A 15,334-nucleotide genomic window follows, 5' to 3' on the forward strand; every position below is an offset into this window, starting at 1 on the left:
TACCGCGTGTATCGTATTTTTCCTACCAGAACAAGGGAACTGAGAAATCAGAGGGCATCCTCTTTATCCATGCCGAGCTCCTTTAAAAGATTGGTATAGGTAGTGTCAGCGGTTTTGGTTTTTTCGTGTTCTGGTCCCAGCGTTTGTTCTCGAATCCTTAGCTCTTGCCGATACAGTGGGAGCGCTTCTCTCGGTCGTTGCTGGAGTTGGTAGAGCTGTGCCAGATACAGTGAACTATCTGCAACTGCACTATGGTCAGGCCCCAATGCATTTTCCCTCAGCCGTAAGGCACGCTGCAAAAGCGGTTCAGCCTCTGATAGCTTATTTTGTTTGATGTAGAGAAGAGCCAGCTCTTCGAGTACATCGGCGAGCAGAACGTGTTCAGGCCCCAATCCCTGCTCCCAGATTTTCAGACCGCGCAGGAAGAGTGCTTCAGCTTCTTGATACTTTCCCTGCTGTGCGCAGAGATCGGCCAGATTGTTGATAGGATAAGCAACACGGACATGGTCAGGCCCTAAATCCCGTTCCCAGATTTTCAGGGTGCGCAGGAAGAGAGGTTCCGCCTTTTGATGCATGCCTTGCTGCTTATAATCCTCGGCCAGATTGTTGAGTAAAGTGGCTACTTGAGCATGGTCAGGACCTAATGTCCGCTCACGGATAGCTAAGGCTCGTACATAGAGAGGTTCAGCTTCCTGGTATCTCCCCAGATCTCCATAGAGAATGGCCAGTCCACTTAGAGAGTTTGCGACCTGAGGATGGTCGGTTCCTAATGCTTGCTCACGAATAGCTAAGGCGCGCAGGAAGAGAGGTTCGGCCTGCTGATACTTTCCCTGACGCATGTACAGTGTGGCCAATCCACTGAGAGTACCAGTCATAGGAAGCTGATCTTTTTGGTGGGTGCTCTCCTGAATGCTTAATGCTTGCTGGAAATATGACTCGGCGTCTGCATACTTTCCTTGCCTCAGGTGGAGCGATCCCATACGATTGAGCGCTTCTGCGATAAGAGGGTGTTCGGGGTCAAGCATCTGCTTTCCAAGCTGCAATGATTGCAGGAGGAGTCGTTTGGATTCTGGATAACGTCCACGTTCTATGAGGTAGGTGGCGACCCGGTTGATCAAGGTAATATGCTGTGGTCCGTTTCCACTCCACTGTTCACTCAGAGCCAGACATGCCAGGGCATGGGGGAGCAAGCGGTCACAATCTGGCCAATAGTTGACGTGTGTTGTCTCATCGGCCGGGAAGTGATTGCTCATCGCACATGTGACACGCGTGGCCCAGATGCGTTGGGCAGCTTTTGGTAAACGTCCCTTGAGTACCGTTTGCACAAGTCGATGGACCGTTACCATGCGCGTGTCCGCGTTGCGCTGAAGTAGCGAATAGGTTAACAAGACTTTGATGGCTGTTTGGAGATGGAAGGGATCAGAGACCTGTGACGCAAAGGTAGCTCCAAATTCTGCTGCACCCTCGATAAAAAAAGCTTCGGGAATGGCTTCAGGAGCCAGATAGGCACAGACAGTTAGTAGTTCGGCTGCCAATACGCTATTGCGCTGGACTTGCTCAAAGGCGAGGGTAAATGTTCTGGTGACAGAATGAGGGTGGTCTGCATAGGTGTCACGCTCGTCGAGAAGGCGTAATTGTGAGGATTGAAAGAGTTCGAGGTAGTCGGCCACACTGCACCGTGTCGCTTCGATGTAAGCACCAGCTTGATCGAGTGCGAGGGGTAAGCCGTCGAGGGTGAGCGTGAGGGCTCTGGCGGCGGTAACTTCGGATGGCGGTAGATGTTTTTGGGAGGTATCAGGTCGCAAGATTTTGGCACGGCGTAGCAGGAATTGTATTCCCTCATCAAGTGGTATCTTGGCCAGATCAATGGTGTGCGCGAGCGTGCCCAGGGCCTGGAGGCGCGTTGTGAGCAAGCGGGAACCTTCACGCGCTGTGGGAAGAAAGTCTTTGACCATCCCAACATCTTCGACATTATCGAAGATTAATAACCAATCGCTGTGGCTGGCGAGCCAGCGGGCGACGGCTGCCACAATTTTTCCCTGGTCTTGTTCTTGTTTTTCTGCAAGATTGAGGAGTTGTGCAATGGCGATGATGCTTGATGTAATACTTTCATTGGTGTCGGCACTGATCCAGAAGACGGCGGCATAGTCGTTGGCATAGCGATAGGCATATTCGATGGCGGTCTGCGTTTTGCCGATGCCTCCCAGGCCGCTGAGAGCGTACGATTGATGGGAAGAGGTAGTATTGGCAGGGCTGAGGGCCTGGTGCAATTGTTCCAGGATATCCTCGCGCCCGGTGAAGAAGAGGTTGCGTTGATAGGGCATCTGCCAGTGTGTGGAGAGTGCAGTCAGGCTGGCTTCGAGTAATTGTCGTGTGTCGAGATCATTGAGACGTAAGTGTTTGGCAAGCTCTAGAACAAGCGTTTTGCGTTCTGGTAAGCAGATGCCACGTTCCCATTTTCCGATAGTATTACGATGGACATTCAACTTATCGGCCAGATCGTTCTGGCTAATACGCCGTTGCTTGCGTAAAGAGATGAGTAAGTCTCCAAAGGTACTAACATCTACATTGTTCATAATCTTGTTTTTCCTATAAAAATAAAGCATTTTTTGGAATACACAGAAATGCACTGAAATGCATACCAGATGGGTGCATCGGATATCTTATCATAATAATTGGGCAATAAAAATAGGATACGCCTGCAAAAATGAGGTAATAAAGGTGTCTTAATTATTTTTTTATGTCCTCGACGTCTAAAACATTTTAGCTAGTAAAAGTCAGGAAATGAAGATAGAGAGGAGCGCGGCAGAGAATATATAGACTAACTGGAATAGAAAATTATATGTAGAGATGATACTGACGTAAACAACTAATGAGAGACATGATATTGTAGAAATGTCATTGGTGGAGGTTTATTCCGTATGTACGCTCATTATTCCGTTCTACTGGCCGGTAACCTGGGACAGGACTCACAAGATGAGTCTGTGAGTATGAAAACCATTGAAGATATGCAATTGGGTATGGAATTATTACAAACAGGGCAACAACTTTGCGAGCAGGCTCAGGGTGATGTATCGTATTTATGCGATGAGGTGAAGCGCCTCTTCCAGGGTCGAGCTTATCTGCATCCAGGTCATACACGGGGGAAGCGCAAAGATATACACTCATCGACGTTGAGCCTGACCTTACCAATTCAATTTGGTCATATTGTCTACGGAACGCTGTGTATCACCAGCGATCCTCAGTGCAAAGACCGTCCTTCAATCCCCATACCAGCGGCGCAGTTGCTGGGCCAAATCTGTGGCTGGTTGTTATATACGATTGAGCAGTCATCGTTTTTGCGTGGACAGTGTCGCAGTCTGGATTATCATGTGAATGGGCCGCTGACGAAACGCGAACGGCAGGTGCTCCTGCTGATGTGTCGTGGCCATGATCAAGAGGCGATTGCCAATTTATTATGCATTGCACCAGCGACAGTAGGAAAACATCGGCAGCACATTTATGAACAGTTGGGTGTGCATTGTGAGCGTGATGCCTTATTGGCCGCGTACCAAACAGGATTGTTTTCCATTATTGATCAAATTAGTTCACCATAGATTCACTGTCTTTTTCGTATTTGATGAATGGTCGGATTATAGCAGAAATGTTTCCATGCGCAGTATTACTTTGAATATACTGCGCTTTTTTCATCTTATGGTTAGCGCAAAACTACACTTTCGAGGGTAGAAAAGATACAGCAGGTCAGTCATGACAGCTATAAAGCTCTAGCGTATGCTTGTTGTAGATTCGCGCGGTGCTGATTGTAATTAGTTGTTTGGAGAAAAGATCCGTGAGTATATATCAGCTCGATCCGTCCACGGAAACAGTGACATTAGTGGATATATTTCGCCAGCGTGCTGAGCATCAGCCTCAACGTCAGGCGTATGCGTTTCTTTCACAGAAAAGTCTGGTAGAAATGCAGCTGACCTATGCGGAATTAGATCAAAAGGCCCGTATACTGGGAGCGGTTTTGCAGAGCAAAGGTGCAGCAGGTCAGCCTGTTTTGATCTTGCATCAGCCCGGGCTGGCGTATGTAGTAGCTTTTTATGGATGCCTCTATGCGGGCGCAATAGCCGTACCGGCTTATCCACCTCATTCTCCTCGTTTAATCGCGCGTATTCAATCGATCATTACTGATACACAGGCGCGTATTATTTTAAGTGATAGTACCTTGCTTCCGAATCTCCAGCAGTATTTAGTCAATAGTGAGATCGATGCAGAGTGTATCGCGACTGATATCCTGGCGGAATATTGGGCGGAGCAGTGGCAAGTACCAGTTATAAATGGAGCGTCATTAGCATTCTTACAATATACATCAGGCTCGACCGGAACTCCAAAAGGGGTGATGGTCTCACATCAAAACATCATCGATAATTTGCAGATCATTCATGAGTCTAGCCTGCAGAGCGAGCAGAGCTATATCGTCAGCTGGCTGCCACCGTATCATGATCTTGGCCTGGTCTGTGGCATTCTTTATCCTATGTATATCGGGTTTCCCGCCATGCTGCTCTCGCCGGTGACCTTTTTGCAGCGTCCTTTTCGCTGGCTGAAGGCAATCAGCGATTGCCGGGCTACGATGACGATGGCACCTAATTTCTCTTTTGATCTGTGTTGCCGTAAGATAACAGCCGAACAGCGTCAGCAGCTTGATCTGAGCTCTCTGGAAGTGATTGCTAATGGCGGAGAGCCTCTGCGCAAGGCGACGCTGGATCGTTTCCACGCGACCTTTGGTGAATGTGGCTTGAATGCGAATTCGATGATGCCAGGCTATGGGATGGCTGAAGCGACCCTGATGATTGCTTCTTCGACCAGGTTAGTTCCTACGGTGGTACGCAGTTTTAATCAAAGCAAACTCAAACTGCATCAGGTTGAGATCGTAGACGAGCATGATTCAGAGGCTCAAGCATATATTGGCTATCCACGTGTGCCGGAGAAACTAGATGTCTTGATTGTGAATCCGGAAGATGGCACAAGAAGCCTTCCCGATCAGGTGGGCGAGATTTGTGTACGTGGAACGAGTATCACACAGGGGTATTGGCACAAGGATGAGGCTACACAAAGTACCTTCCACTACTATACCAGCGATACTCATGAAGGACCTTTCTTGCGTACCGGCGATCTGGGTTTTATCGCTGACGATATCTTATTTATAACGGGCCGACAAAAAGATTTAATTATCATTCATGGTAGTAATTATTATCCTCAGGATATTGAGGCTACAACCGAAAAAGCACATGAGACGATTCGCTTCTCTTGCTGCGCCGCTTTTTCTGTAGAGAGAGAGAATCGTGAACAACTGGTCGTGATTGCCGAAATTGAGCCGCGCTATAAACCTGCGCATACATTTTCTGCGACGCAGGATACGACACTTGGTAGGAAGCCATTGGACCCTCAAGAAGTGATGAGGGCGATTAGAGCGGCTGTGATGGAAGAGCATGAGTTACAGATTGATGATCTTGTACTGGTTAAGGCTGGCAGCGTCCTTAAGACCTCGAGTGGAAAAGTGCAGCGTCGTGCCTGCCAGGCCGATTATTTAGCAGAAAGTCTGAGTCTCTGGGATGAGTGAGGAAAAGCAAGAGTTTGATGCGTTGCCGTCATCCCTTCTTGTGTCTGAAGCAACTTTGCAGAACTGGCTCAAAGAGAAACTGAGTGAGTATCTCGATATCGAACCCTCGACGATAGATACTCATCGACCTTTGAAGGATTATGGACTTACCTCGGTTGATACTGTGGGTTTATCTGGTGATCTCGAAGATCTGCTGGGCTACTCTTTATCACCTACGATTGTGTACGATTATCCCAATATTGCTCTGCTGACGCGGCATCTACTTAAACAGGATGAGCCGCAAGAAGAGACGCCTGATCAGGTGTCGTCTTCCTCCAGTGCATCAGTGAGTGCGAACTCTGGAGACAGCTTCGCCAGTGAGCCACTGGCGATTGTGGGTATGGCCTGTCGCTTTCCGGGTGGTGCCAATACTCCTGAGGCCTTCTGGCAGCTCCTGCAAGAGGGCCGAGATGTCAGTAGCGATGTTCCGCATGAACGCTGGGATAGCGACTTATATTATGATCCTACTCCTGATACTCCTGGCAAGATGTATACACGTCGTGGATGCTTTGTAGATGACCTGGCACAGTTCGATGCGAGCTTCTTTGGCATCTCGCCACGCGAGGCCTTGCGGATGGACCCTCAGCAGCGCCTGTTGCTTGAAGTTGCCTGGCAGGCATTGGAGAACGCTGGCCTGGCGGTCGATACGCTTTCTGGAAGTCAGACCGGCGTCTTTATGGGCATGATGAATAATTATGAGTATGCTCAACGTCAGATGCGGAGCGATAGCGAAGAAAACTATGTGAATGATCCCTATTTTGGGATTGGAAGCTCGGCTAGCATCGCCGCTGGTCGGCTTCCCTATCTTTTTGATTTTCATGGACCAACTCTCACGATTGATACCGCCTGCTCCTCATCTCTGGTCGCAATTCATCTGGCGGGCCAGAGCCTGCGCAATCGGGAATGTAATCTGGCTCTGGTCGGCGGCGTGAGCGCAGTGATGCTGCCGGAAAATGTTGTCAATGCCTGCAAGATGAATATGCTTGCTAAAGATGGTCACTGCAAAACTTTCGATGCCGATGCCGATGGCTTTGTGCTTGGTGAAGGCTGTGGCATAGTCGTGCTGAAACGCCTCTCCGATGCGCAGGTCAATCATGATCCCATTCTCGCCGTCATTCGTGGCTCGGCTGTGAATCAAGATGGGCGAAGCAATGGCATCACGGCTCCCAATCGGCTCTCGCAAGAAGCGGTGATGCAACAGGCATTACAGAATGCAGGTATTGATCCCATGCGGGTTAGCTACGTCGAGGCTCATGGCTCTGGAACTGCGTTAGGTGATCCAATTGAGATCGAGGCCCTCCAGAATGTCTATGGGCATGGGCGCTTGCCAGAGCAGAGTCTGTTGGTGGGAGCAGTCAAAACGAACATTGGTCATCTGGCGGGAGCCGCCGGTATCGCTGGCGTGATTAAAACAGTTCTGGCATTACAGCACAAAGAGATCCCGGCCCATTTGAATCTTCGTACTCCTAATCCATATATCCCCTGGCAAGAGATCGCGGTGAAGGTTCCTCAGCGATCCGAACCCTGGTCGCTTACGACATTAGGAGGTGCAGGCGAGATCCGTGGCGAGCGTCGCATTGCAGGTGTCAGTTCGTTTGGCTGGTCAGGTACGAACGCTCATCTTCTGCTGGAGGAGGCTCCTCCGGTCGAGAGGACTGCCCAAACACCTGACAAGTGGCAACTGCTCCCGTTTTCGGCCAAATCAGCCAGCGCTCTGGAGCAGACTGGTATGCATCTCAGCTCCTTTCTGCACGATCAGCCAGCGCTCTCTCTTGCGGATGTTGCTTATACGCTCCAGGTTGGACGCGCACGATTAGAGCAGCGGCGTTTTGTGGTGGTACGCAGTGCCGAGGATGCACAGCAGCGGCTACAACAGCATGAGTTGATGGCTGAGCAGACAACACGTACACGTGCAGTCGCATTTCTGCTCCCTGGATTGGGTGAGCAATATCCTGGTATGGCTCAGGAGCTTTATGAGACAGAAGAGACATTCCGGCAGATAGTCGATACTTGCTATAGCTTTGTGAAAGAGTTAGGAGTAGATATCGAAGCTCAGTTGCAAGGAGCGAGCAAAAATGATGCAGTCGAGCCGCTCTCGCAGTTGAGTATCCTGATGGGTCGTCTACCAGAACCTGTGCAGCCGAAGTCTTCTCAGGTGATCCAACAGACCTCGCTGGCTCAGCCCTGGGTTTTTATCATTGAGTATGCACTGGCTCAACTATTGATCCGCTGGGGGATACAGCCGCAGGCTATGCTAGGCTATAGTCTGGGCGAATATGTGGCTGCCTGTCTGGCAGGTGTGCTCTCGCTGGAGGATGCTCTGAAGCTGGTGACACGTCGAGCACAGTTGATTCAGCAGTTACCGGCAGGAACTATGCTGGCGGTTGCACTCTCGGTTCAGGATGTACAACCGTATCTGAGCGAGCAGATTAATCTTGCTGCCGTGAATGCTCCGGCGACCTGTGTGCTGGCTGGACCACCGGCCGCTTTGCAGGCGTTGGCTGAGCAACTCCTCCAACTGGAGATCGTCTCGCGTCCCGTGGCAACGACGCACGCCTTTCATTCTCAGATGCTCGATGTGATCAAGAAAGATTTGACGAAACTGGCCCAGAGCTGTACATTGCATGCTCCCACTATCCCCTATATCTCGAATGTGACTGGTACCTGGATAACTGACGCACAAGCGACTGATCCTGGCTATTGGGCTGAGCATATGTGTCGGACTGTCCAGTTCGCGGATGGAGTGTCTCAGCTTTTGCAGCAGTCAGATCTGGTGCTCTTAGAGGTGGGCGTCGGACAATCGTTATCTTCGTTTGTGCGCCAGCATCCTTTGTGCAAGCGCGAACGCTTTCCACTCATTTTTTCAACGCTGCCGGCCGCCCATGAAGCTCAATCTGCACGAGCGGCCCTTCTCCTTGCTATCGGGCGCTACTGGCAGCTGGGCGGACTGGTTGATTGGCAGGCGCTACATGGTGAGAACATTCCACAACGTATCGTGTTGCCGGGCTATCCCTTTGAGCGACAGCGCTACTGGATAGAGTCACCGACACCGGCACAGACTCGTCAGAAGGTGCGTAGCGGCAAGAAGTCCGATATTGGTGACTGGTTCTATCGACCAGTCTGGCAACAGAGCCCCCTCCAAGCACACCATACTATGCCTGATGGTGTCTGGCTGGTTTTTGCGGATGTCGATGGGCCGGGATCTCGTCTGGCTGAAGATCTCAGGCTGGCTGGCTGTACTGTAGTGATTGTATATGAAGGACATGTTTTGCGTCGGGAGGATGCACTGCACTATACGCTGCGATCTGCCGTGGCCGATGATTATGTATCACTGTGTACCGCTCTACTAGAGGATAATCTTTTCCCCGCACAGATTGTTCATGCCTGGAGCCTCGCAAAAACTGATCAGCAACCGACGCCAGCGTTACAGTTTCAGGATTGTCAGCAACATGGTTTATACAGCATCCTCTATCTGGCGCAGGCTCTGGGACGTTCAGGGTACGAGCAACAGATGGAACGGATACAGGTTACGGTCCTTTCCAGCAACGTGCAGCCTGTCTTGGGCACGGAGACGTTAGTGCCAGAGAAGGCGACGATTCTGGCGGCCTGTAAGGTTATTCCACAAGAGTATCAGCATATCGTGTGTCGGAGCATTGATCTGCTCGCTGGCGATGAGCTGAATCGGCAGACGTTATTGTCAGAGGTATGTTCCTCCGCGCTGGATATCGCAGTCGCTTATCGTAACGGCCAACGATGGGTTGAGACGTTTCAGGCACAGTATATCGCTGAGCCAGCCACGCAAGATCTCCCCTTGCAGCAGCGTGGCGTCTATCTGATTACTGGCGGCCTGGGCGGCCTGGGTTTGGTGCTGGCCGAATATCTGGCACAAACGTTTCAGGCACGCCTGGTGCTGCTGGGACGCTCTGCTCTGCCTGAGCGATCTACCTGGCAGGATTGGCTTGAGTCGCATGATGCTACCAATCCTCTTAGTGTCAAGATACAGAGTGTGCAAAAGCTAGAAATGCTGGGGGCCGAAGTGCTGCTCTTGCAGGCGGATGTCGCCGATGCTGAGCAGATGAGCAGGGTCATGGTCGCTATCCACGAACGCTTTGGACGACTCCATGGCGTCCTGCATGCCGCAGGCATCTTCGATGAGCAGGCGTTTGGCGTGGTGCAGGAGATTGATCCAGTGGCTGTATGCGAAGCACATTTTCAGCCGAAGGTGTATGGCACACGTGCTCTGGAGCAGGCTCTAGCTGCTGAGGAACTCGATTTCTGTATTCTGTTCTCGTCGCTAGTTTCTGTGCTGGGAGGATTGGCCTTCATTGGTTATACGGCCGCAAACATCTATATGGATGTGTTGGCACATCAGCATAATCAACTACAACAGGGCACTCACTGGAATAGCATGGGCTGGGATATCTGGCAGGTGAAAGAAGAGCGTCATGGCGTGCATCGCTATGGAGTTATGGGGTCGACGGTCTCGCTGTACTCGATGAGCGCGGATGAAGGAGTTGCGGCCTTTAATCGTCTGTTGTCACAGTGTGATCAAACACACATTGTGGTCTCGACCGGCGATCTGCATGAGCGTATGCGTAACTGGCTCCAATTGGAGAGCGTGCATGTGAAGAAGCTGCATGAGGTGTCCAGCGCAGCCCCACGCTATACACGGCCCGCTCTGGCGACGACCTATGTGCCGAGTACCGGCAAGTATGAGCGCAAGATTGCTGAGATTTTTCAGGAAGAGCTTAATATCGATCAGATTGGACTTTATGATAATTTCTTTGATCTGGGTGGGAATTCTCTGCTGGGATTACAGGTGATCGCTCGCTTAAAGAAAGAGTTTCAGATCCAGATTCCTGCTGTTGTGCTGTTTGAAGCTCCAACTGTCAGTGCGCTGGCTAAATATCTTAATCCTGAGCAGCTTCAGGAGAGTGATGCGCAGAAAGAGTCGCGGCAGCAGCGCCGTCGTCAGCGTGCGCAGGATCAGAAGCAGGATGCGATTGCGGTCGTTGGGATGGCTGGACGATTTCCAGGAGCGGCGAGTGTCGATGAGCTCTGGCAGAATATCTGTCAGGGAGTCGAGTCGATCACCTTCTTCTCGGAAGAGGAGTTGCTGGCAGCAGGCGTTGATCCACAACTTGTCCACCATCCCAATTACGTCAGAGCGCGTCCGATCATGAAAGATATCGATCGCTTTGACGCAACCTTTTTTGGGTATAGTCCACGTGAAGCTGAATTGACTGATCCACAGCATCGGCTCTTTCTGGAATGCGCCTGGGAGGCTCTGGAACTGGCCGGCTACGATCCCTATACTTATCCTGGCCTGATTAGCGTTTTTGGTGGATCGAATATCAGTACATACATGCTTGAGCTGGCTGCGCAATCGGATCTTTTGCAGTCGGTCGATGGCTTTCAACTTGGCGTTGGCAATGATAAAGATTCTTTGACGACAACTGTTTCCTATAAGTTGAATTTGAAAGGACCAAGCTTTGCAGTTCAGACATTCTGCTCTACTTCATTGGTGGCGACGCATCTGGCATGTCAGCATCTGTTGCATGGCGAATGCGATATCGCCCTGGCGGGTGGCGTTTCTCTAAAGGTACCAACTGTTACAGGGTATCTCTATCAGGAAGGCGGTATGGATTCGCCCGATGGGCATTGTCGCACTTTTGATGCTCAGGCTCGCGGTAGCATCTTTGGCGATGGTGTTGCAGTGGTGACACTCAAGCGTCTCTCCGATGCGATCGAAGATGGCGATACTATCTACTCGGTGATCAAGGGCTCGGCGATTAATAATGATGGCTCATTGAAGGTTAGCTATAGTGCTCCAAGCGTGGCGGGACAGGCCGAGGTAGTCGCTCAGGCTCTGGCGAATGCTGGCGTGACAGCGGAGAGCATTGAGTATGTCGAGGCACATGGGACAGCAACCGAATTGGGCGATCCGATCGAAGTCACCTCGCTGACCAAAACGTATCGGACTCAGACGGATAAGGAACACTATTGTGGTATCGGCTCGATTAAAACAAATATAGGCCATCTTGATCGAGCGGCAGGCGCGACTGGCTTGATTAAGGCGAGTCTGGCACTTCAGCGCGAGATGATCCCTCCTAGCCTGCACTATGAGACGCCGAATCCAGAAATTGATTTTGAACATAGTCCTTTTTATGTCAACACAACTTTGCGTCCCTGGAAGCGCAACGGCAAGCCGCGCCGCGCCGGGGTGAATTCACTCGGGATGGGTGGCACCAATGCTCATGTGGTGTTGGAAGAAGCACCTCCTGCTATTCCCACCAGTGGATCACGTCCATGGCAATTATTGCCGCTCTCTGCTCGTACCGCGACCGCGTTACAAGCGATGTCGACTAACCTGACTCAGCATTTGCGGGAGCATCCCGAATTGGATCTTGCCGACGTCTCCTTTACATTGCAACGCGGTCGCAGCGCATTTGACTATCGTCAGGTTCTTGTTTGCCGCGATCGATCTGAGGCCATTGAGGCTTTAGCTCAGCATAGTGCCAGTTCGCTTAGTCAGACGTATCAAAGCAGGCGCGAGCGCCCGGTTGCTTTCCTGCTGCCCGGGGTGGGAGAACAGTATGGCGGCCTGGCAAGGTCTCTGTATCAGCAAGAAGAGATCTTTCACGCGGTGGTTGATCGATGTTGTGCTATTGTCAAAGCTCAGGTAAACTTTGATCTTCTTCTTTTGCTCTTTCCTGAGAAGACAGTTACGGTCAATGAAGCGGCTCCCGCTCTGGATTTGAGAACGTTATTGGGCCGAAAGAATCATCATAGCCAGCCAGTACAAGAGCAGGTTAAAGATCAGCTCACTCTGCACGATACAGCGGTTGCTCAGCCTGCTGTGTTTGTGATCTCGTACGCACTGGCACAATTACTCATGCAATGGGGGATTCATCCCCAGGCATTTATCGGATATAGCCTGGGTGAGTACGTTGCGGCCTGTCTGAGTGGGGTCCTCTCGCTTGAAGATGCACTCAAGCTGGTAACGCAACGAGCGCAGTTGATTCAGGCACAACCTAAAGGAGCAATGCTGGCCGTTGTGCTCTCCGAAGAAGCGATCCAGCCGTACCTCAGTGAGGATGTCAATCTCGCAATCATCAATGCACCGAATACCTGTGTCCTCGCGGGACCATATGATGCGCTTGATCAGGTGGAGCAGCATCTGATGCGGCAGGAGATTGCCTTCCGGCGTGTGGAAACAACACATGCTTTTCATTCATCGATGCTGGCTGGGGTGAGCTCATCTCTGACGGCTTTAGCCAGTAGCGTGATGCTTAATCCACCACAGATCCCGTATATCTCGAATGTGACTGGTACCTGGATTACTGCCGAGCAAGCTACTGATCCAGGCTATTGGGCCAGACATATGTGTCAGAGCGTGCGCTTTGCCGATGGGGTGGCACAACTGCTTGAAGATAAAGAGATGCTTTTGTTGGAGGTAGGTCCAGGCCAGTCGCTGGGATCGTTTGTGCGCCAGCATCCGGATTGTACGCGTGAGCAGATGCAATTGGTGTTATCTACGCTGCCGTCTGCACGAGAGTCACAGCCTGAGCAGTCCTATCTACTGAATACGCTTGGGAGACTCTGGCTGGCAGGCGTACAGGTCGATTGGGAAGGGTTCTATGCCCAAGAGCGCCGTCAACGTATTCCTCTGCCAACCTATCCTTTTGAGCGCCAGCGCTACTGGTTGGAGCCAAAAGCGGCCGATGATGTAACTCCTGGCGTCGTCAAACTACTCAAGTCTGCGAGTGGGCGATCGGAGCGTAAGCAGCAGGTACGTGAGTATTTCTCTCTACCACTCTGGAAGCAGAGCGTTGAACAGGCATCAACTCATCTGCTCGATCGGTTGGTCAGGCAGCCGCAATGCTGGCTGATCTTCCGCGATCAGCGCGGCGTAAGTACTGAACTTATCCAGCAACTCAAGGATCGGCAGCAGCAGGTGGTCCTGGTTGAACAGGGTCCCATGTTTGGGCGGCTGGAGGAGCAATGTTATCAAGTACGGGCCGCTGTGCGCGAAGATTATCAGCAGCTTTTTAAAGAGCTGCGCACTCATGATTTGCTGCCTGATCAGATTGTGCATCTGTGGAGTTTGGATGCTGATGGCGAGGCGCTGATTGAGCAAGGTTTCTCGAGTTTGTTGTCTCTGGCACAAACTTTAGGGGATCAGAGTCAGAAGCCATGTCATATCTCTTGTGTCACGCATGATACCTATGATGTCTTTGGCTATGAGGAGCTTGATCCATTCCGCGCTTTGCTTAAAGGTCCCGCAATTGTGATTCCACAAGAGTATCCCGCGCTGAGCTGTCAGAGCATCGATGTGAGTCTGACGACGCGCTCGACGGCCTTGCCGCTGATAGAGTTGCTGGTACAGGATCAGGAGCGGGTGGTGGCGTTGCGTGGAGGACGACGCTGGGTGCCGGACTTTGCTCCCGTGACTTTAGCCGATACTGCTACCACTCCTGCTTTGCGACAGGGTGGCGTCTATCTGCTGACTGGTGGTCTGGGAGGGATTGGCCTGGCACTGGCAGAACATCTTGCACAGTCCTATCACGCGAGAATCGTGCTGGTGGGACGTACACCTCTGCCCAATCGCGACAAGTGGGCCGCTCTGCAAGAGCAATCAAATGAAGTTGGGACTGATGGCTGGCGTATCCGACGCATTTTTGCAATGGAGGCTGAAGGAGCTGAAGTTCTGTCGCTGTCCGCCGATGTTGCCGACGAAGCTCAGATGCAGGAGGTGAAGAGGCAGGTCCTGATGCGCTTTGGAGTCTTGCATGGAGTCTTCCATCTGGCAGGGGTCCCAGGCAGTGGTCTGATCCAATTGAAGCAGGCTGAACAGGCCATGCAGGTCTTGCGTCCAAAGATTCAGGGCACATTGGTGCTGGAGCGCATTTTACAGGATGTCCCGCTGGATTTCCTGGCGCTTTTTTCCTCGATTACCTCAATGACTGGAAGTCCGGGGCAGGTCGATTATTGTGCTGCTAACGCTTTTCTTGATAGCTATGCCCATCAACATCGCTACCAGCATGGTCGCACGCTGGCGATCGATTGGAGCGAGTGGCTGTGGAATGCCTGGGAAGAGGGGATGGCTGGCTTTGGGGCGATGGGCGATATGTTGAAGGAGAATCGACGACGCTTTGGTCTGACTTTCCACGAGGGGATGGCCGCGTTAGAGAGCGCTCTGCGGGCCGGGCATGAGCAGATTATTGTTTCAACGCAGGAATTTACAGATGTCCTGACGGCCAGTAAGGCTTTTACCGTCGCTAATCTGTTGCAGCGCGAGCACCGTGAAGAGCAAGCTTCCGCTACGCATGTCCGGCCTGAATTAGAGACGTCCTATATTGCGCCACGCAATGATCTGGAGCGGGCGATCGCGACCTTATGGGAGCAACTGCTTGGCATCGAGCCGGTCGGGATTCATGATAACTTTTTCGATCTCGGAGGGAATTCCTTATTGGGCGTGGATCTGATTGCTCATCTGCGCAAAGCATTTAATTATGCCGATCTGCCCGCTTATATCTTATATGAAGCGCCAACCGTCGGCTTGATGGCAAACCATCTTGAACAAAATCAGGCTCCCGCCTCTGTTGAGGCGAAAACACGTGAGCGCAGCGAGAAGCGTCGAGAGAATCTCAAGCAGCGCATGCGAGAAACTAGAAGGGTGAGATAACG

General features: G+C 51.5%; 4 protein-coding genes. 3 read left to right on the forward strand and 1 reads right to left on the reverse strand.

Annotation, left to right across the window (positions count from 1 at the left end):
- Positions 1 to 47: 47 nt before the first annotated feature.
- Positions 48 to 2,576 carry an FxSxx-COOH system tetratricopeptide repeat protein gene (gene fxsT, locus AC27N8_RS13370; protein WP_487067782.1) on the reverse strand — a complete coding sequence of 843 codons (2,529 nt, stop codon included), beginning with the start codon at positions 2,574 to 2,576 and terminating at the stop codon, positions 48 to 50.
- A 345-nt stretch (positions 2,577 to 2,921) separates the two neighbouring features.
- Here fxsT and AC27N8_RS13375 point away from each other — a divergent pair, with 345 nt between their 5' ends.
- The 3 genes from AC27N8_RS13375 (at position 2,922) to AC27N8_RS13385 (ending at position 15,332) form a co-directional block, all read left to right on the forward strand.
- Complete coding sequence (locus AC27N8_RS13375; RefSeq protein WP_487067784.1) at positions 2,922 to 3,596, forward strand: helix-turn-helix transcriptional regulator; 675 nt, start codon at positions 2,922 to 2,924, stop codon at positions 3,594 to 3,596.
- A gap of 233 nt (positions 3,597 to 3,829) precedes the next feature.
- Positions 3,830 to 5,605, forward strand: a complete 1,776-nt coding sequence (locus AC27N8_RS13380) for a fatty acyl-AMP ligase (RefSeq protein ID WP_487067786.1) — start codon at positions 3,830 to 3,832, stop codon at positions 5,603 to 5,605.
- Positions 5,598 to 15,332, forward strand: coding sequence for an SDR family NAD(P)-dependent oxidoreductase (locus tag AC27N8_RS13385; RefSeq protein ID WP_487067788.1), 9,735 nt, complete (start codon positions 5,598 to 5,600; stop codon positions 15,330 to 15,332). Before AC27N8_RS13380 ends, AC27N8_RS13385 begins: the two co-directional genes overlap by 8 nt.
- Positions 15,333 to 15,334: the final 2 nt, after the last annotated feature.

The sequence above is a fragment of the Dictyobacter sp. Z7_2 genome (assembly GCF_057551105.1).

Bases quoted from the DNA above. Each gene is read 5' to 3' on its own strand.
- fxsT (WP_487067782.1), bottom strand. From the start codon at position 2,576: ATGAACAATGTAGATGTTAGTACCTTTGGAGACTTACTCATCTCTTTA.
- AC27N8_RS13375 (WP_487067784.1), top strand. From the start codon at position 2,922: ATGTACGCTCATTATTCCGTTCTACTGGCCGGTAACCTGGGACAGGAC.
- AC27N8_RS13385 (WP_487067788.1), top strand. From the start codon at position 5,598: ATGAGTGAGGAAAAGCAAGAGTTTGATGCGTTGCCGTCATCCCTTCTT.